The sequence below is a fragment of the Vibrio sp. 16 genome (assembly GCF_963681195.1).
Lineage (GTDB): Bacteria > Pseudomonadota > Gammaproteobacteria > Enterobacterales > Vibrionaceae > Vibrio > Vibrio sinaloensis_D.
In genome coordinates this window covers 279,248-298,136 of record NZ_OY808998.1, presented here as the reverse complement: position 1 = coordinate 298,136, position 18,889 = coordinate 279,248, and the positions used below count along the sequence as shown (strand labels likewise).

Annotated in this window: 18 protein-coding genes; 5 read left to right on the top strand and 13 right to left on the bottom strand. The window is 47.2% G+C overall.

Annotation, left to right across the window (positions count from 1 at the left end):
* The first annotated feature begins 190 nt into the window (after nucleotides 1-190).
* Nucleotides 191-1,075, top strand: coding sequence for an NAD(P)-dependent oxidoreductase (locus U9J37_RS15560; protein ID WP_005472244.1), 885 nt, complete (start codon nucleotides 191-193; stop codon nucleotides 1,073-1,075).
* A 188-nt stretch (nucleotides 1,076-1,263) separates the two neighbouring features.
* Here U9J37_RS15560 and katG read toward each other — a convergent pair whose 3' ends face one another.
* From katG to yqfB, 5 genes are all read right to left on the bottom strand, one after another.
* Nucleotides 1,264-3,438 (bottom strand): catalase/peroxidase HPI, encoded by a 2,175-nt coding sequence (gene katG, locus U9J37_RS15555; RefSeq protein ID WP_005472375.1) that lies wholly within the window; start codon nucleotides 3,436-3,438, stop codon nucleotides 1,264-1,266.
* Nucleotides 3,439-3,698: 260 nt separating this feature from the next.
* The gene (locus U9J37_RS15550; RefSeq protein WP_005472360.1) at nucleotides 3,699-4,316 is read right to left on the bottom strand and encodes a glutathione S-transferase family protein; all 618 of its coding nucleotides are present in this window, start codon (nucleotides 4,314-4,316) and stop codon (nucleotides 3,699-3,701) included.
* An 8-nt stretch (nucleotides 4,317-4,324) separates the two neighbouring features.
* Nucleotides 4,325-5,356 (bottom strand): NADPH-dependent curcumin/dihydrocurcumin reductase, encoded by a 1,032-nt coding sequence (locus tag U9J37_RS15545; RefSeq protein WP_005472345.1) that lies wholly within the window; start codon nucleotides 5,354-5,356, stop codon nucleotides 4,325-4,327.
* Nucleotides 5,357-5,431: 75 nt separating this feature from the next.
* On the bottom strand, nucleotides 5,432-6,022 hold the full coding sequence (locus U9J37_RS15540) for a TetR/AcrR family transcriptional regulator (protein WP_005472420.1): 591 nt from the start codon (nucleotides 6,020-6,022) through the stop codon (nucleotides 5,432-5,434).
* A 140-nt stretch (nucleotides 6,023-6,162) separates the two neighbouring features.
* Nucleotides 6,163-6,477, bottom strand: coding sequence for a N(4)-acetylcytidine aminohydrolase (gene yqfB, locus U9J37_RS15535; protein WP_005472405.1), 315 nt, complete (start codon nucleotides 6,475-6,477; stop codon nucleotides 6,163-6,165).
* Between the two features lie 177 nt (nucleotides 6,478-6,654).
* Here yqfB and U9J37_RS15530 point away from each other — a divergent pair, with 177 nt between their 5' ends.
* Both U9J37_RS15530 and U9J37_RS15525 read left to right on the top strand, forming a co-directional pair.
* Nucleotides 6,655-7,626: an ABC transporter substrate-binding protein gene (locus U9J37_RS15530; protein ID WP_005472347.1), complete on the top strand. Its 972-nt coding sequence runs from the start codon at nucleotides 6,655-6,657 to the stop codon at nucleotides 7,624-7,626.
* Between the two features lie 8 nt (nucleotides 7,627-7,634).
* Nucleotides 7,635-8,975, top strand: a complete 1,341-nt coding sequence (locus U9J37_RS15525) for a diguanylate cyclase domain-containing protein (RefSeq protein WP_043886934.1) — start codon at nucleotides 7,635-7,637, stop codon at nucleotides 8,973-8,975.
* Between the two features lie 38 nt (nucleotides 8,976-9,013).
* Here the strand turns inward: U9J37_RS15525 and U9J37_RS15520 are convergent, their stop codons facing one another.
* From U9J37_RS15520 to U9J37_RS15495, 6 genes are all read right to left on the bottom strand, one after another.
* Complete coding sequence (locus U9J37_RS15520) at nucleotides 9,014-10,180, bottom strand: DEAD/DEAH box helicase (protein WP_005472311.1); 1,167 nt, start codon at nucleotides 10,178-10,180, stop codon at nucleotides 9,014-9,016.
* 82 nt (nucleotides 10,181-10,262) lie between these two features.
* Complete coding sequence (locus tag U9J37_RS15515; RefSeq protein ID WP_005472269.1) at nucleotides 10,263-10,700, bottom strand: hypothetical protein; 438 nt, start codon at nucleotides 10,698-10,700, stop codon at nucleotides 10,263-10,265.
* Nucleotides 10,697-11,176 (bottom strand): OsmC family protein, encoded by a 480-nt coding sequence (locus tag U9J37_RS15510; RefSeq protein ID WP_043886973.1) that lies wholly within the window; start codon nucleotides 11,174-11,176, stop codon nucleotides 10,697-10,699. Before U9J37_RS15510 ends, U9J37_RS15515 begins: the two co-directional genes overlap by 4 nt.
* A 148-nt stretch (nucleotides 11,177-11,324) precedes the next feature.
* Complete coding sequence (locus U9J37_RS15505; protein ID WP_005472439.1) at nucleotides 11,325-13,457, bottom strand: diguanylate cyclase; 2,133 nt, start codon at nucleotides 13,455-13,457, stop codon at nucleotides 11,325-11,327.
* A 164-nt stretch (nucleotides 13,458-13,621) separates the two neighbouring features.
* A complete protein-coding gene (locus tag U9J37_RS15500; protein ID WP_005472398.1) occupies nucleotides 13,622-15,301 on the bottom strand; it encodes an RluA family pseudouridine synthase in 1,680 nt (559 codons plus the stop codon).
* 66 nt (nucleotides 15,302-15,367) lie between these two features.
* Nucleotides 15,368-15,769 (bottom strand): hypothetical protein, encoded by a 402-nt coding sequence (locus U9J37_RS15495; RefSeq protein ID WP_005472383.1) that lies wholly within the window; start codon nucleotides 15,767-15,769, stop codon nucleotides 15,368-15,370.
* A gap of 136 nt (nucleotides 15,770-15,905) precedes the next feature.
* On the opposite strand from U9J37_RS15495, the gene U9J37_RS15490 reads away from it, so the two are divergent.
* Nucleotides 15,906-16,778: a LysR family transcriptional regulator gene (locus U9J37_RS15490; RefSeq protein WP_005472351.1), complete on the top strand. Its 873-nt coding sequence runs from the start codon at nucleotides 15,906-15,908 to the stop codon at nucleotides 16,776-16,778.
* A 46-nt stretch (nucleotides 16,779-16,824) separates the two neighbouring features.
* Here the strand turns inward: U9J37_RS15490 and U9J37_RS15485 are convergent, their stop codons facing one another.
* Together U9J37_RS15485 and U9J37_RS15480 are read right to left on the bottom strand one after the other, a co-directional pair.
* Nucleotides 16,825-17,595 carry a siderophore-interacting protein gene (locus U9J37_RS15485; RefSeq protein ID WP_005472308.1) on the bottom strand — a complete coding sequence of 257 codons (771 nt, stop codon included), beginning with the start codon at nucleotides 17,593-17,595 and terminating at the stop codon, nucleotides 16,825-16,827.
* Between the two features lie 96 nt (nucleotides 17,596-17,691).
* Nucleotides 17,692-18,276 carry a LysE family translocator gene (locus U9J37_RS15480; RefSeq protein ID WP_005472364.1) on the bottom strand — a complete coding sequence of 195 codons (585 nt, stop codon included), beginning with the start codon at nucleotides 18,274-18,276 and terminating at the stop codon, nucleotides 17,692-17,694.
* Nucleotides 18,277-18,407: 131 nt separating this feature from the next.
* Here U9J37_RS15480 and U9J37_RS15475 point away from each other — a divergent pair, with 131 nt between their 5' ends.
* Nucleotides 18,408-18,848: an Lrp/AsnC family transcriptional regulator gene (locus U9J37_RS15475; RefSeq protein WP_005472299.1), complete on the top strand. Its 441-nt coding sequence runs from the start codon at nucleotides 18,408-18,410 to the stop codon at nucleotides 18,846-18,848.
* Nucleotides 18,849-18,889: the final 41 nt, after the last annotated feature.

Below are 18,889 nucleotides of genomic sequence, written 5' to 3'. Positions count from 1 at the left end.
ATTGATGGTCGAGTGTGGCATATTTTGTTTTGCTGGAAAAGTCGATTTATTGCGTTCAATCATTATGAAAGATGATCGAATGATAAGAGGTTTCTATAGAGTATCAGGGACTTAGTGATAAGTAGTTAATTTGATAGACGTTGTTTAGTACACTGGCATAACAAAAAACGAATAACTAGGAGAGGAAGTCATGGATAAAGCAGTCGCTTTTATTGGGTTGGGCGTGATGGGATACCCAATGGCGGGTTATTTAAGTAAGGCTGGGTATTCAACAAAGGTATACAACCGTACGTTTGCCAAAGCTGAAAAGTGGGCAGGCGAATATGATGGCCAAGCGTGTGAGACGCCAAAACAAGCCGCTGAAGGTAGCGACATCGTCTTTGTTTGTGTCGGTAATGATGATGACGTTCGCAGCGTCGTTTACGGTGATGACGGCATTATTGCAGGTCTTAAGCCGGGTGCTGTGCTGGTGGATCACACCACGACCTCGGCAGAACTGGCCGTAGAACTTGCAAAAGCGGCGCAGGATAGCGGTCATCAATTTATCGACGCTCCAGTGTCTGGTGGACAAGCTGGGGCTGAAAACGGTGTGCTAACCATTATGTGTGGCGGCGATCAGCAGGTGTTTGATCGTGTCTCACCGGTGATGGACGTTTACGCAAAGCAAATCAGCCTACTTGGGGAAAACGGACAGGGGCAACGCTGTAAAATGGTCAACCAAATCTGTATTGGCGGTATTTTACAAGGGTTGAGTGAAGCGTTGCTGTTGGCACAAAAATCAGGCTTAGATATTGAACAAGTGGTCGAAACGCTTAAACATGGTGCAGCAGGATCATGGCAGATGGAAAATCGCGCCGTGACAATGTCACAAGATAAGTTTGATTTTGGCTTCGCGATCGACTGGATGCGCAAAGACTTAGGATTCTGCCTGAAAGAAGCAGAGCGCGTTGGGTTGGATTTACCCCTGACGCGCAAAGTTGACCAACAGTACGCAGCCCTACAAGAAGAGGGCTTGGGTCGAATGGATACGTCTGTTTTGATGAAAGCTGTCGCGAAAGGACAGTCTTCAAACTAGTAGAATATAAACAGTTCTTTGGTATCGAATAGTTTAAAAAAATCAAAAGTATTCATATCCAACTCTCCTTAGTGTGGAGGTGCAATGCACCTCCTTTCTCATTGTTGCTATAGATTAACCCTAGAGCAAAAAGCGACAGCCTGCCAAATTAAAGGCGCTTGCTTGACTCAAACAAGCGCCTATTGTCGTTACTTCACATCGAATCGGTCGGCGTTCATCACTTTTGCCCACGCCGAGACAAAATCGCGAACAAACTTCTCTTTGTTGTCGTCTTGAGCGTAGACTTCCGCATAGGCGCGCAAGATAGAGTTTGAACCAAACACTAGATCAACGCGTGTTGCTGTCCAGGTTTCCTCATTTGTCGCGCGATCAACCAAAGCGTAAGAGTTACGTCCAGTTGGCTGCCAGCGGTAACGCATGTCGGTTAACGTCACGAAGAAATCGTTAGTTAGCGCGCCGACGTTATGGGTAAACACACCGTGCTGTGAGCCACTATGGTTAGCGCCTAGTACGCGAAGGCCTCCGATCAGCACCGTCATCTCAGGCGCCGTTAATCCTAGAAGTTGCGCTTTATCGAGCATCAGCTCTTCTGGCGCGACGGCAAAGTGCTGCTTCTGCCAGTTTCTAAAGCCGTCAGCAACAGGCTCAAGTACCGCGAAAGAATCGACGTCAGTTTGCTCAGCAGAGGCGTCTCCTCGACCTGGTGAAAATGGCACTTCCACTTCAACGCCAGCAGCAAGAGCGGCTTGCTCAATGGCAAGGTTACCCGCCAGAACTAGGGTGTCAGCGACACTTATTTGCGCGTCTTGGGCGATCTTCTCGAGTACAGCCAACACTTTCGCTAAACGTTCTGGTTCGTTGGCTGCCCATTGATTCTGTGGCGCGAGTCGAATACGTGCACCGTTGGCACCACCACGCTTATCGGAATTGCGGTAGGTACGTGCGCTATCCCAAGCCGTTGCGACCAATTCTTGGACGCTAAGTCCGCTTGCTGCGATTTTCATCTTAACTGCATTCACGTCGTAATCGTCTCGACCAGCTGGAATCGGGTCTTGCCAAATTAGCTCTTCAGCTGGAACATCTGGGCCAAAGTAACGGCTTTTTGGTCCCATATCACGGTGAGTCAGCTTGAACCAAGCGCGAGCAAACGTCTCTGAGAAGTACTCTGGATCCTTGTAGAAACGCTCAGAAATCTTGCGATACTCAGGATCCATTTTGAGCGCCATATCAGCATCGGTCATCATAGGATTATGACGAATCGATGGATCCTCAACATCTACAGGTTTATCTTCTTCTTTGATATTGTCCGGTTCCCACTGCCATGCACCAGCAGGACTTTTAGTTAGTGACCAATCATAGCTAAACAGCAGGTGGAAGAAACCGTTGTCCCATTGAGTTGGATGCGTTGTCCAAGCACCTTCAATACCACTTGTCACTGTGTCACGGCCCACGCCTCTTGACTCGTGGTTGTTCCAGCCTAAACCTTGCTCATGAATGTCTGCGCTTTCAGGATCGTCACCCAGCTTGCTTGCATCACCATTGCCGTGCGCTTTGCCCACCGTGTGACCGCCTGCGGTTAAGGCGACGGTTTCCTCATCGTTCATACCCATACGTGCGAAAGTGGTTCGCATGTCTGCTGCCGTTTTAAGTGGATCTGGGTTGCCATCCACACCTTCAGGGTTCACATAGATTAGGCCCATCATGACCGCGGCCAATGGGTTTTCTAGATCTCTATCACCGGAGTAGCGGCTGTTTTTGGCTTGGCTGTCTGCTAGCCACTCTTGCTCTGAACCCCAGTAAATGTCTTTCTCTGGATGCCAAATATCTTCGCGGCCGAAAGCAAACCCGTAGGTTTTGAGTCCCATTGATTCATAGGCCATGTTGCCCGCAAGGATCATAAGGTCTGCCCAACTGATTTTGTTGCCGTATTTCTGCTTGATAGGCCAAAGTAAGCGTCGAGCTTTGTCAAGGTTGGCATTGTCTGGCCAGGAATTAAGAGGAGCAAAACGTTGGTTACCGGTTTCAGCACCGCCGCGACCATCGCCAATACGATAAGAACCCGCAGAGTGCCACGCCATGCGAATCATAAGGCCGCCATAGTGACCCCAATCCGCTGGCCACCAATCTTGGCTGTCGGTCATTAGTGCTTTAAGGTCGAGCTTTAATGCGTCAACATCGAGCTGTTTTAGCGCTTCGCGGTAGCTAAAGTCGGCGTCCATTGGGTTCGACTTGTGATCGTGTTGGTGCAAGATATCTAGGTTGAGTGCGTTTGGCCACCAAGCGACATTGGAAGAGTTGGCTGACGTTGCAGCGCCATGCATGACAGGGCATTGGCCGCCGGATTGAGTATTTTTATGGTCCATGATTTGCTCCTAGTGTGTTGCACTGCTCAGTCGCTGACACTATCGGTCTCACCACGGAACAATGCTGAATAACAACCACGAATACACTGTGGTTTTGCTTTACTCAGAATAGGCGCAGAATCAGGATTGATAAATCTGGTTGTGTCTATGTTATTGATAGGTGGTTTCTATGCGTTTGCAGTTCACGCGTGACAACCTGATTGGGAGAGGGGTTAAGCACTTGATTGGTGCCGCTAACGCCGGCGGCACCTTGCTATTATTTAGCCATGTTGAGCTTCTAATGCTTGTGCAGCGTGCCATGAGCCATGGCTTTCGAGTTGCTGAGCGTATTGAGCGATGTTGGGGTAGCGATCAACTAATCCAAACTTACTCAAGATTTCAACAATGAAAGACATCATAAAATCAGCGCCCGTAAGTTTGTCTGCCACTAGGTATCGTTTGCCATCAAGCGATTGGTCTACGTAGCTCATTACCTTGTGCAACTCGACTTCCGCGTAATCTGCGAGGAAGTTTGTTGGCGCTCCATCTTTAGCGACAAAGGTCTTTAGTAGCAAAGGAAGCGCGGCAGAGCTTTCGGCAAAGTGCAACCATTGAAGGTATTCGACGTACTCTTCGCTGTCTTGACTTGGCGCGAATTTCTGAGGGGCGTATTTGCTGATTAAGTACTCGGTAATCGCGCCAGACTCTGTAATCACTCGACCTTGCTCTTCAATCACTGGCGATTTACCAAGCGGATGAATCAATTTAAGCTCCGGTGGGGCAAGAAAAGTCACGCTGTCTCGGCGGTACGGGACGATTTTGTACTCTACGCCCAGTTCTTCCAACAACCAGATAATGCGTTTAGAACGTGATTGATTAAGGTGATGTAAAATGATCATACTTGCTCCTAAACAGGTTCGTTTGTTTTGACGACAAGTTTGCCGAAGTTTTTCCCTTCAAGCAGGCCAATAAAGGCTCCTGGTGCATTTTCTAGCCCTTCAACCAAGTGCTCGCGGTAGTGAATTTTGCCCTCTGATAACCACTGAGTCATTTGAGAGGCAAATTCGCCATAGCGATGACCATAATCATCAAAGATGATGAAACCTTGCATCTTGATGCGCTTAATCAGCAATTGTGCCATCAACATTGACATGCGATCTGGACCTTCAGGAAGCGAAGTTGCATTGTATTGAGAGATAAGACCGCACAGTGGAACGCGAGCACCAGTATTGAGTAGCGGAAGCACCGCATCAAACACTTTGCCACCGACATTTTCGAAGTAGACATCAATACCTTGATCACAGGCCGCGGCAAGTTGCTCTGCGAAGTTTTCCGCTTTGTGGTCGATACACGCATCAAAGCCAAGTTGCTCGGTCGCGTAGCGGCACTTCTCTTCGCCACCTGCAACACCAATGACTCGACAACCCTTCAACTTACCAATCTGGCCCACCATAGAGCCAACAGCACCAGTCGCTGCTGCAACGACCAGAGTATCCCCTTCTTTTGGTTGGCCGATATCAAGCAGTCCCATATAGGCGGTAAAGCCAGGCATTCCCATTACGCCCAGCGCGTAGGAAGGGTGACTGGGGTTCATTCCCATTTTAATAAGACCTTCGCCATCTGAAATGCCGTAATCTTGCCAGCCAGTGAATCCTAGAACCCATTCTCCTTTGTCAAAATTTGGGTGATTGGATTCTACAACTTGACACACGGTGCCACCGACCATGGTCTCGCCAATTGCAACAGGATCGGCGTAAGACTTAGCATCGCTCATTCGGCCGCGCATGTAAGGGTCTAGAGAGAGGTAGACACTGCGCAGCAAGACTTCGCCATCTTTTACGGTAGGAATCGAATTGTTTTCTAGTCGGAAGTTGTCTGGAGTTGGTGCACCTGTCGGACGAGATGCGAGTACGATTTGTCGATTAGTAGGTTGAGACATAGCTGTTTTCCTTATTAGACCGGTCGTCTAGTTGTTATTTCAAAAAATCCCGTCATACAGTGTGACGGGAGATTTCTATGAGTTAGAGCGTAAACGTTGCTGAGTTGTAAGCAAGCACAGCTCAAGGTTGGTTTGATCTTGCATGAGCTTATTGAGCAAACTTGCCCCCAGCCACTGCTGATAAAGCTGTCTAGCCACCATAGAGCTGTTCATTTCATCAATTGAACCATCCTCGATACCACGCTGAATGGTTGACGCTAACGCTCCAATAATTAACTCAGCGCCTTTTGCTAACGAAACGCGCATTGAATCCGAAAGATCAGACACTTCAGCGCTCAGTTTTACGATAAGGCACTTATTTGCGTTGCACACGCCATTTTCGACGTTGAGCCAACGTGAAAAGTAGTCGAGCAAGCAGTCGTAGCCACTCAGGTCGTTTTGATTAAGCACAGGATGAATACGTGACATATAGGTGTGCACATACTCTTCGATCAACGCTTCACCAAACTGCTCTTTGGATTTGAAGTAATGGTAAAACGAGCCTTTAGGGACTTCTGCCGACTTCAAAAGCTGGGAGAGACCCACAGCGGTAAAGCCTTTGTTGACGATAAGCTCATAACCAACGTGCAAAATGTGTTGGCGAGTGTCTTGTGTTTTCGAGTTCATGGCGAGAGGATAATAGCAATTAGACCAGTCGTCTAGTTTTTTTTTGATCGTCAACGATCCCCTCGCCAATATTTGCACCTATCTTGCTATTTTTGCTTGAGGGGATAAACGTGATTGTGCCTAGCATCTGCCTATGTTTGTCAAACCAGTTCGAAGTGAATAACGAACAAGTGGTTGTTGTTTGGATAGATCTCGCGGATAAGCTGCTTCAGTTTCGGTAGTTCAATGTACTCTTGCTCGGCATGAAACTCGTTGATGTCGTCGAAGTGTAAAGGCTCTACCGAGAGGATTTTTACATCACACACTTTGGTATCGGTTTCGAGTGTGTACACCTCGACAGTGGTGCCGGGGACATAATCGGCTTCCGATTCATCTCTGATGGTGATCGTCTTCTTTCCTGCCGCGACTAGGGGCGTCAAAAACTCGAAAAACGTCATTTTAGTTGGGTAAGTCATGAATGGTCCTACAAATACTCTTATTTTTCGTGGCAGAGAATACTACGAAGGAACCAAGAAAAGATACGACGTTAGCACACCGTGTGATAAAGGGATGGGATTTATACCGATATAGAGATTAGATATATTCAACTAATTTACTATCCTTAAGGGTGATAAGTTCGAAGGGAGCGTCGAATGAAGATTGTGTCAGTTGTTGCCTTTTTAGTGGTATTGGCGGCGAGTAGTTGGTGGTTTATTGAGGAGCAACGATCGCCTCATGGGTTAGCTGAGAATTCGGTGAAAGTTGCTGTGTCACTTACGCCTCTCAGCACGCCGTTTTTTATTGCACAAGAGCAAGGCTTTTTTACTAAACACGGGCTGGATGTTGAAATCATGCCCTGTAAAGGCGGAGTGAAGTGCGCCAACTTGCTGCAAGAAGACAAAGTTGATTACGCGACCGCGTCTGAAACTGTGGCACTGTTTAATCGTTATCATCATAGCAATGTCTCGATTTTGTCGAGTTTTGTCCGTTCAAGTAATGACCTCAAACTTTTAGCACTCGAGGCGAATAACATTAGCAAACTGTCGGATCTTGCTGGCAAAAAAGTGGGCATTGTTAAGTCCAGTTCTAGTGAATTCTACTTTGATCTCTTGTTAATTACCCATGCTCTACAGGATTTGCAGGTAGAGCGGGTGTACATTCAGCCAGATGAGTTGGTTGCGGCTTTGCTCTCGTATCAGGTTGATGCGATTTCAATTTGGGAGCCGTATGGCTATAGAGCGACGCTCGTGTCTGCTTCTCCGTTGGTCAATTTGGGGACGGAAGGGGTCTATCAATTGTCCTTTAATCTGTTATCTAAATCCGCAAGAGGAGAGGGTAGGAAGGAGCAAGATCGATTGCTCTTGTTAGCGCTGTCTGATGCCATTGAATGGATAGAAGCGAATCCAGATGACAGCATCGATCTTATCAGCCAAGAGCTCGGCATATTGCCTCAGCAAGTGAACTGGGCTTGGAATGACTACGTTTTTGAGCTCACCAACGACTACAGTCTGCTATCAAATTTACAACTGCAAGCAAGGTGGGCGTCAGAACGCAACATTCTTGAAGGTGATCCTGTCGATGTCAGAGCTTTGGTTGACTATCAACTTCTAGGGACAGTGGATTAGGAGTGACAATGAAAGGATCAATCACTTCTAAAATGTATACGCTACTTGGGATTGGTATTCTGATGACAGTGATATCCGCGTGGTCAATGTACAGTTTGTACAATCAACACGTTGACGCAACACGTAACCAGATGAAACTGCTTGAAATCCAGACGGAAGTCAGTGCTCTGCAAGGTGAGCTATGGCTCTACTTAGAATATAAAGACGACAAAAGCTTTTCTAATCTCGTCGAGCAGCAAAAACGCTTGTCTGAACGATTGGCCATGTCCAACGTCAATGTGAGTAAAGTGACTAAACTCAACCGATTAAACAATCAACTTACCGCTCTTCTATCGGAAGACAAGCAGTTTCAAGCCGAGCTCAAGCAGCTGTCTGCAAGACGCGATTTCGTCGCGCAGCGACAAGCGGTGTTGACGGGGCGTTACAATATGTTGATTCAAAATATGTACGAATACATTTCGAGCGAACATGAAACTGAACTTTCCCAGACCAACCTCAAAATCGAGGAGACCATGGTCTATCTTGCGGTTGTGCTGGTGATGTTCTCTGTTGGTATGAGCTTCGCTGCGTTTATGCTGCTTAAAAGTTTCCGTATTGGCGCACGCGCGATTTCAACGGCCATTAACAGTGTTAAGAAGCGTCGTTTTTCCCATCGAATTCACTGCGAACACTTAGACAATGAGTTCAGTACATTGGGAAAAACGTTTAACGCAATGAATGAAGAGTTAGAGCACAGTGTGTTTACTAAGTCTCAGTTGGAGAACGAGGTGAGTAAACAAACCCTTGAACTGGAAAAGAAAACGCATGCGCTCGAATACTTGTCAGAGCATGATTCTCTGACGGCATTGCTCAATCGACGCTCGATGGAAAAACGCTTGCAAACCGCGCTAGAGAAAGCAGAGAGAACGGGGCTATTGGTTGCGTTGCTTTTCCTCGACTTGGATAAGTTTAAAGAGATCAATGACACCTACGGCCATGATATTGGTGATGAAGTTTTGATACGTCTTTCTGAGCGCCTTTTAACCGTCACGAGGAAGACAGATATCGTGAGCCGTTTCGGCGGGGATGAGTTTGTTGTGTGCCTGGATTTACTAACGGACAAGTCTTTCATTTCCGCTAAAGCGACTCAAATCATTCATGAAGTTGAGCGGCCGATTGTCATCGGTAATAAAGGCTATCATGTTGGCGTCAGTATCGGTATTGCCGTCTACCCGAATTGTACTGACAATCATCGTGACTTAGTGAAATTGGCCGATCAGGCAATGTATATCGCTAAAGAGCGTAAAGGCAGCCACTTCGTATTCGCCAAAGAGAAACCCACTAATGTACTTAAAGTGGTCGATGATTAAAGAAAAGAGGCCAACTTGGCCTCTTTACTCGATTGGGACTATTGATTGAGTCTTTTGTTCATCGGCACGACTTTGCGTGGTTCAAACCCTTCAATCACTCGGCGCTCAATCAAGTGACCTAGACGTGCTTCTATCATGCACAGGTTTTTAAAGTTGTCCTTTGACACGAACGAAATTGCTTCGCCTTGCGCATCTGCACGACCAGTTCGGCCAATGCGGTGAACGTATTCATCGGCAGGGAACGGCAGGTCATAGTTGATTACACGAGTGAGCCCTTCGATATCGATACCACGTGCGCCGACACCGGTTGCAATCATGTACTTAATTTTGCCTGCTTTGAAGTCAGCCAGCAGTTTAGAGCGCACCGCTTGGCTGCGTCCACTGTGGAAGGCCTCTGCCTCGATCCCGCGCTTTTCTAACTGCGATGCCAGTTTGGCTGCACCGTGCTTCGTTTCGATAAAGATCAGGGCTTGGTCCCAATTATTCTCTTTGATCATGTGGCTAAGTAGAGCCGATTTTTTGTCTTTATCAACAGTGATAAGCCATTGTTCGATGTTCTTTTTTGATGCTTGATTGGCGGCGATCGAAATCTCAAACGGGTCATGCACGGCGGTTTTCGCCAAGTCTCGTACTTTGTTAGAAAGCGTCGCGGAGAACAACAGGTGCTGAATATCGGTTGGCAGACGATCTAGAATCTTATTGATGTCATCGATGAAGCCCATGTCGAGCATGCGATCTGCTTCATCCATTACCAACACCTCGATTTCCTCAAAGTGAACCGCGCGCTTACCGTACATATCGAGCAATCGACCTGGTGTTGCGATAAGAATGTCGACACCCTCGATAAGGGCTTGCTTTTGTGGCTTTTCATCCACGCCACCATACATAGCGAGAGACGTAAGTGATAAGTTTTGACCGTAGTCGCGCACTTTCTGTTCAATTTGTTGAGCCAGTTCGCGAGTCGGCGTAAGAATTAGCGCACGTACTCGTTTTTTTCGCTGAGTTTCACCCTTCGCCAACTTCTCCAGAATAGGCAAGACAAAACTCGCGGTTTTTCCTGTGCCGGTTTGAGCGGCCGCGATAAGGTCATCCCCTTGTAAAATAGCTGGGATTGCTTTGGTTTGGATAGTTGTGGGTTTGCTGTAACCGAGAGATTGAATGGCTTGAGTTAACGGTTGGCTTAGGCCTAGTTTTGCGAACGGCATGGGTGACACTCTGTGTTAATAGTCTTGAGGAATTAAATCCCCCTGAATTGACGCAGAGTGTACCATGAACTGGTGAGTGTGATTAGACTTGTTTTTCGAGATACCAGGTTCCTTTACATGGACCATTGGTCAGGTACCACTTGCCTTGAATTTTGTCTTTTCCAACACTTCCAGTGAAGCGGTAATCCCATTGACGGTTAGAAGCGTAGAGAGTGAGCTCGCTTTCGTCCGCGTTTATCCATCCTTTTAGAGAGGTTCCATTGTATGTTAGGTTGAGCGTTGCAAATCCATCGACAACCTTGCCTGTGATGGTGGTGCGCTCACACATATTGTTGCCTGTCACATCGACACGACGCCCTAGCCAGACGCCATCGTGCTGGGTTGAAACCGCAAATTGGGGAGAGTCCGGCAATTTAGGGAAAGATTCCGGTTTGTTTGAGCCGAATAAGTTGGCTTGCTGGCCGACTAAAATGAAGACGCCGAAAGCGATGAAAGTGGCTAATAACGCTTTGTTTTTCATGACTCTGCCTCGTGGGGGAGATTTAATCGAATGTCGGTTTTGACCGAGTTGGCGATAAAGCAGTGTCGGTGCGCTAAATGGTGCATTTTCTCAATTTGCTGAAAGGATGGTTTCTTGTCGCCGGAAAAACAAATAGTAGGAGAGAGTGTCACCTCGGTAACAGAGGTATAGCCGTTTTCATCTTCGGCCATGACACCTATCGCGTTATCAACGTAGGAATCCACAACATACCGCTGTTTTGCGGCGATGCCGAGAAATGTCAGCATATGGCAACTGGAAATAGCAGCAATGAAGGCTTCTTCGGGGTCAACGTTTTCTGCGACCGAGTAGGGGAGCGGAACCACATGAGGCGATGACGAGGCTGGGACACTGACACCGCCGTCGAACTCCCACAGATGCCCTCGGCTGTACTGATTGTCGCTAAAAGGTTCATTTTGCTGACGCTGCCAGCGAATCGTGGCTGAATAATCGGACACAGCTACCATACTCCAAACTGATGTGGTGGCTGTTGATGGTAACGCGTCATTGCTAGGACTTCGATAGAAGTTTTGTCTATCGGTCAGAAAGGCAGAGCTGGCTCACAGCCGGGATAGGAACTCGCACAATGTTGCACCTAACCCTTTGTTAACTATCATCACTTCTCAAATGGAACTGATTTCTTCCTTGTTCTTTTGCAGTGTAGAGTGCGCTATCTGCAACATTGAACAGGTCGTTGAAATCTAATGGTTGCTCTTTGTAAAGACGATGATTGGACACGCCGATCGAGAGCGTGAGGTAATCACTGGCATAAGAACGTGGATGCGCAATTTTTAATGACAAAATAGCGCTTTGCAACTGATGGATTTTGCGGATGACCTGCTCGTCGGTTTGACCATCGCACAGCACCAGAAACTCATCTCCGCCATAGCGAAAGATATGGTCGATGGATGTATCTGAAAACGCGTTGCTGATGTTGGCGGCGACGATCTTCAGCGCCTCATCACCGGCTTGATGACCAAACTGATCGTTGTAGCCTTTATAGAAGTCGATATCGATGATCACGATGGCGATTTGCGTGCCTTGATTGATTGCTTTTTGAATCAACGTCGGGGCAATCGTATCCAGTTGATAGCGATTGTAGAGCTTGGTCAATGGATCGGTTTTCGATAAGTTGTCTAACAAGTTGTTGGCTTGTTGCAGCTTATGACGCTGGACATGATTTTCGAGTGCGATGGCAATAAAACTGGCGAGTTGTTCAAACAGCTGGCAGTGGTGGGGTTGATACTGCCCAGATTCCGTATGTTGCGTAGACATAATACCCAGCACTTTGTTCCCCAACAGGATGGGGGTAAACATCAGTGATTGACTCGAAGGAGTGTCCGCTTTTCGATGAATGGCCGCATTGTCACTATCGACGCTTAAGCCAATCGCTGCCCTGACGCTGGTGGCATCCGCGTTGTTTAGGTGGACCATGGATTTAGTTTTGACCACATAAGAGCCGATGCTGGTTTGTTTGTTGCAGTCGACATAGAAGCGCTCAATTGGACCTTTAGTGTTGTAAAAGTAGCGATAATCGAGAATGCCTTGTTGTTCATCATAAAGTGCAATACCGAACTCTTCGCTCGGAATGATGTTGGTGATCTTGCTAAAAATAGAGGGTAAATGAACCGAGATGTCTTGGCAGGTCGCTAACTCTTGGCCAATTTCTGTAATGGCTTCAATGTGCTCTTTGATTTTTTGCTGTAGACGGCGCTCTTGGTCATCCGCGGCTTGCTTCACTTTACTGATGATGGAAGCGTATTCCTTTTGGCGGGTATCTGCGAGCGCTCGGTTGGCGGCTTCTATGTATGTCGCTTGTAGGGAAACCAGTTCAGCTTGATTGTGTTTTTTCGCCAGATTAATCGCCACTTGGCAGTAGAGCAGATGAAACTTGATGTTGCAGGTCGGGTCGATGAGCTTTTCTAGTTGTCGACACAACTGGATCGCTTCCGAGTCGATGTCATGCTTTTCCAGAAATTGCGCGTAATAGGTGTCGTTCTCCATTTGGATGTACTTATCTTTGAGAACAACACTGTACTTGTTGGCGAGTTGAAAATGTCTTTTTACCTCGTTTATCGAGTAATCATCAGACATCGACTGGATACGCGCAAGGTAGCCGTAAGCATAGGCGATGGTGCGCGGGTTATCAATCTGCAAAGCGATCATCAAAGCGTGATTGGCACACTCGATCGCCTGATGGATTTGCTCTGCAAGCGCAAGGGCCAATGCTTTGTTTAGGTAACTAATTGACTCAATTGACTTGTTCGCCACTTTTCGCGCGCTAGCGACCGCTTTACTCGCGAAATCGACGGTCATGTCATATTGCTGCAATTGAAGTAATAAGTTGCTGACATTACAGTAAGCGAGTGACATGTAGTTGTCATCGAGCTTTTCACTGTTGTCGATCACGCGCTTATACATCAAATAGGCGGAGTAGTAATTCTCTTGCTCAGTATAGAGGGTCGCCAGCAATATGTTGGCGTGAAGGGCGAGAATTTCATCCTCCCCAGTGACAAGCTCAAGGCACTTCAGGTAGTGATCAATCGCTTCTGCAATACGATCTGTTCGGTTACATTTTAATCCTTCAATAAAATGAAACTGAGCGAGAGGCAACTCAAGGTCATGTTTCGCACAGATCGCGTACACCTGTTGTTCCATGACGATTGCGCCATCAATACCGGGATAGCGTTGAAATTGAGAATAGATGGTTTGTATTTCATCCCGAGCTTGATTGTTCATTGAGCCTCCCTTGAGTAGCGCTATAGTATATACCGTGCTGTATGAGTTTTTAAACAAAGGTTGCGTCAAATGAGTGCTTGTAACAAAAATATCAACTGAACCACAGGATGAATCAGGGTTATTTATAAAACCATTACTAATCATTAAGCAACAAGTTGTTGTCATCAAAACTCACACTTTGCACTGAAAGTCATTGGCTCATGGTTGTACGGATGGTGTAGTTCAAGGCGTTGAGCATGCAGATGCAAGCGATCACTTTTCGTTCCGTATAGCGCATCACCAACGATGGGCATATTGAGACCAAGGTGATGAGCACAATGGACACGGAGTTGATGCGTTCTTCCTGTCTTGGGATGCATATAGAGCTTTGATTGCCCGTTGGATGTCTCGATCAGTTCCCAGTACGTCTCAGCGGGTTTTCCGTGCTCGTAACAGACAAGCTGACGCGGACGGTCATCTGGATCGCCTCGCATAGGTAAGTTGATGGTGCCATTTTGCACTTGGACTTCACCTTCAATCTGTGCGATGTAGCGTTTTTGCACAGAGCGGGAGATAAATTGTTTCTGCAGGTTTTTATTAGCGCGTCGGGTTAGAGCGAATACCAAGATTCCTGACGTGGCCATATCGAGTCGATGAATAACAAATGGCCCCTCAGCATCTGGGTAGCGCTTTTGCAATCTTGTGTAGGCGGAGTCGGTAATAGTCTTACCCGGGACAGAAAGCAGACCGGACGGCTTGTTGACGATCACCATGGCGTCATCTTCATATACGATCTCTAGCTCTTTGTCTTCTGCCCAACTCTTCTCTAGCGGATTGTCGTCAATACGCATACCTTCTAGCATATGGCCCAAAATCGGTTGGCATTTACTGTTGCAAGACGGGTAGTAGCTTTTGTGTTTGCGAATCTCCGACTTTGGCGACACGCCCCACCAAAATTCGGCCAGAGCGAGCGGTGTGTAGCCGTGTTTAAACGCAAAATGAAGCAGCTTGGGTGCTGCGCATTCTCCCGCGCCCGCTGGTGGGGTTGGGCTTGTCGTTGGGGCAAAAATCGCTTTAAGAGATTTTTCATCTTTACGGATGTTGTAAAAGCGATACTGCTCGAACAACTTGTTTTGCAGTTGATTGGAGCGTTGTTTGCGCTGCTGCTTGATCGCATCGATCTGCTCGGTTAGCTCATTCAACTGAATGGAAACTTGATTGATTTTCTCTTCCCATTCCAGTTTGAGGTACTTAAGCACATTCTTTTCTGCCACGCTTTGCCTAGCCAGATCATCGAGCGCCAGTGTTAACGCATCGCCAGCCAGCGTTTGCTCTGCAAGTTTTCGCTGCTTCTTGCGCGCCGCGCGGCCTTGAATCATCAGTTCGCGCTGGGTTTGCTCCGCTTGCTGATAGTCATCTTGATACTGCGCTAACTGTTGTTGAAGCGCATGGAGCTCTGGATTGGCTTGTCGCTGTTTTACTTGTTTGTTAAGTTCGGTGATCTTAGCTAAATCTGATCGGAAAAAGCTCTCTTCTGCCAACATATCGAACACTGGCGGCACAAAGCCGGGTAGCAGGTTTTGATCGGCGATTTTTCCAGAGAAAGCTGAAAAGTAGCCAAGTTCTCCGTCTGGGGAGTGCACCAAAAGCACGCCAAACATCTTGCCAATGCCATCTTGATTCCCCGTCAGACCAAAATCGTGCTGCCAGTCAGTTTGGTGAGTCAAATGCGTTTGCAATTGCTCGGCCGCAAGAACACACAGCGGATGAGGCTGATAGTAGAACGGGAAGGTAAACTTTTCTGGAAGCGTTATTCCGTCGATTGGGGTGTCAAAACGGGTAAAGAGTTGTTCCGGTTGGTGCATGGACGGGTTCACTACAGGCAAAATCACAGGGGCGTGATTTTACCTGTTTGTGGTCGGATTGCTAGTCTAGCGCACGTAGTTGATGTTGGCGCTGATGTACCAGTGTTCAACCTTGCCATCGCCGTTTTCGACCCAGAGGTCATTATCAAAGTGTTTTACGCGACCTTTAATACTCAAGCTCAGTTTGTTGTCGACGACACTATCGACGGTTAAGAATGGGTCAGAGCTGATTAAGAAAGGTTCGGCATCTTCAATCGTGGCGTCTTTCGCGATCAGGAAGTAATGGTTCAGCTTACCGTCTTGCGGTTTGGTTGAGATTGCCTTGTAACCGACTAGACGATAGTTTTCGCCCACTTGTTGATTCGTTATTTCGCTACCCAAGCGCACATGCGTTGGGATAAACACGTAAGCAAGTAGCGCCGCTATGGCCACTAGAGCGCCGAGCAAAGACAGTTTCAATTTAGACATGGATTTAATTCAATAACCAATAAAGGAAAAAGTTTACCACAAGCGCGCCATTTTACAGCGATAAGCGTGTTGCGTTTATTATTACCTCAGTGTAACAATAAGACGTAGTTAAGCATGTATTTGATGGATAAATGTAATGGCAAATTGGGAAGGTGTCAGCGAGTTTGTTGGCGTGGCAGAGACGCAATCTTTCACCGCAGCAGCGAAAAAGCTCGATACTTCTGTCGCTCAGGTTAGCCGCAGGGTCTCGTCGTTGGAAGAGCGTTTGGCGGTGAAGTTGTTTAATCGAACCACGCGGCGAGTCTCGCTCACTGAAGCGGGGCAACTTTACTATCAGCAGTGTAAGCAGTTAGTCGAAGGGTTGGAGCTTGCAGAGTTAGCCGTTACTCAAATGCAATCAACGCCAAAAGGGTTGTTAAAAGTGACGGCCCCGGTCACCTATGGAGAGCAGCAGCTCGCTCCTTTGCTGCATCAGTTTTTGGAAAAGTACCCACAAGTAGATTTGGATTTGAATCTGACGAATCAAAAGCTCGATCTGATTGAGATGGGCGTTGATGTCGCGATTCGACTAGGAAGATTGCAAGATTCGAGTTTGGTCGCAAAGCGTTTGTCGAGCCGTCAACTTTATGTATGCGCAAGTAAAGAGTATCTCGACCGTTTTGGTGAGCCTCATACATTGTCTGAACTCTCAAATCACCAATGCTTGGTGGGTTCGGTTGATTACTGGCGCTTTAAAGACAGTAAAGGTGAAAAGTCAATCCGCGTTTCTGGGCGCATTCACTGCAATTCGGGTTATTCACTGCTTGACGCTGCGATACGCGGTTTAGGCTTGGTTCAATTGCCTGATTATTATGTCCAATCGGCGTTGGATACAGGCAGCTTGATTGAAGTCTTGAGCGATTATCGGGATGAGCGAGAAGGGATATGGGCTCTTTATCCGCAAAACCGGAACTTATCTCCTAAAGTACGCTTACTGATTGATTTTTTAGCCGAAAAGTTGAAAGATTGAGCCTGAAGTTGTTCACTTCAAGCTCGTCTGGTGGAGTTTTCAAGCCTCAATTAGGTTGGCGTTCGGCATCTTCGCGTTTGAGTACTTTGTGGCCATCTTCAGATACCCCTTGTTTCCAGTAGCTGCTGATGTATATGTATTCACGATCTACGTTGTGTTCATTACGGAAGTACTGACGCAGCGCACGCATCGAGTCAAACTCACAAGCACACCAGACCGAGACTTGACCGTTGAGCCAAGGCTTGCGTTTAGCTGCATCTTCTAACGAGTCTTGGGTCACCCATTCGATCTTTATACCTACTGGTGCTTCTAGCGTTTGTATATCATCTTCGGTCTGAACCTTGATCACAGCATACCCTTGAGCATCTTGCGGTAAGCGTTGAATCTTCGCTGATAGGGCGGGTAAAGAGGTCATGTCGGCAGTCATAAAGTACCAGTCGGCATCAAGGTTCATGTTTTGAATGATCCCAGGGCCGGCGATATGAATCGTATCCCCCTGCTTTGCTGCCATTGCCCAACGTGCGGCAAAGCCACACTGCTGATCTTCGGTGATGTGTTTTACGAAATCGACTTCGATTTGCGACTTATTCGGATCAAAGCGCCGAATCGTATAAGTACGCATGACAGGGAGGCTATCTTCTGTTTGCTGGGACAGATCGGTTCCACCCACTTGATTGAACAGCAGCTTGATGTAGCCTCCTTCGCAGTCGAGAGGAAAATCAGCCAGCGCTTCACCTTGTAGAGTGATGCGCTGCATATTTGGGGTGACGGAAAAAGTATCGGTAACGGTGACAATCTTGGCTGAAGGTTTTTTCATTTTTCTACTCAATAGTTATTCTTATTCTCATTTAGAGTAACAGTTAAAAAAACAGTTCCGAAGCCTCTTTAATTAAATTTACATTCGCGCAGGCGGTTACAACATCGGTACCGTCGAACCAATTAGCAGTGCCGCCATGGTGAGATTAAACACTCGTACGCGTTTGGTGGAGGTCAACCATCGCTGTAACTCACGCCCTGCAAGTACCCAAAAGCTGCATGACGGCATATTCACCAGCATAAACATGGCGGAAATGATCAACAGTTCATGCCAATTCCCAGAGCTGCTGTAGATCGCTACAGAACTGAGTGCCATCGACCAGCCTTTCGGGTTAACCCATTGGAAAGACGCAGCGCCAAGGAAGGTCATGGGTTTGTAGTCGTCACGGTTTTCCGCTTTCCCAGAACGGGCGATTTTTAGCGCGAGGTAAGCTAAGTAGGCAAGACTCAGCCACTTTAAAACGGTATGAGAGACAGGGTAGGCATTGAAGACGCCGATTAACCCCAATCCTACTAGCAGCACCATAAACCCGAACCCTAAGGTAATCCCCAGCATATGCGGCAGGGTTCTCTGGTAGCCAACATTGGCGCCAGAAGTCATCAACATGAGGTTGTTTGGCCCAGGGGTAAAAGTAGAAACAAAGGCAAACATCGCCAACGCACTGAGTTGTTGTAATTCCATAGTGTCTCCTCAACGTTTACATCAGATGAATGGATGTGTTTGACCGGTCAAGAAACAGTTTAAGTAGATTGAAGCGCAATTATGTGTTTTTATTCGAGTGATTAGGTGTTTGTTTGCAATAAAGGTGTGTAATGGATAGGTATGAAGAAAGAATATTGCATGAGCTAAAGCTCGATGGACGATTATCAAATGTCGATCTTGCTCATCGGATTGGTTTGTCTCCATCGGCGACGCTGCGTCGCGTTCAAGATTTGGAAAAGCGCGGTGTAATCAAAGGTTATCGAGCGGTTCTTGACCGAGCTCAACGAGGGGTTGGCTTTGTTGCCTATGTGTCTATTGGATTGGCAAGCCACCGCAAGCAAGCGCAATTAGAATTTGAGGAGCACGTTCGGTTTGTTGACGAAGTAGTGGAATGCCACAACATTACTGGTGCTAACGAGTACTTGCTACGAGTAGAGACGCAGGATCTAACCAGTTATAAAAAATTTCATGCGGATGTACTTGGTGAGTGTGCTCAAGTTCAATCTATTACGACTATGGTGGTGATGGACTCGCCGAAAGATGAGCGCTAGCAAGAGATTTTCGGCGTTATCAGCGATCTCAATCCTCTTTG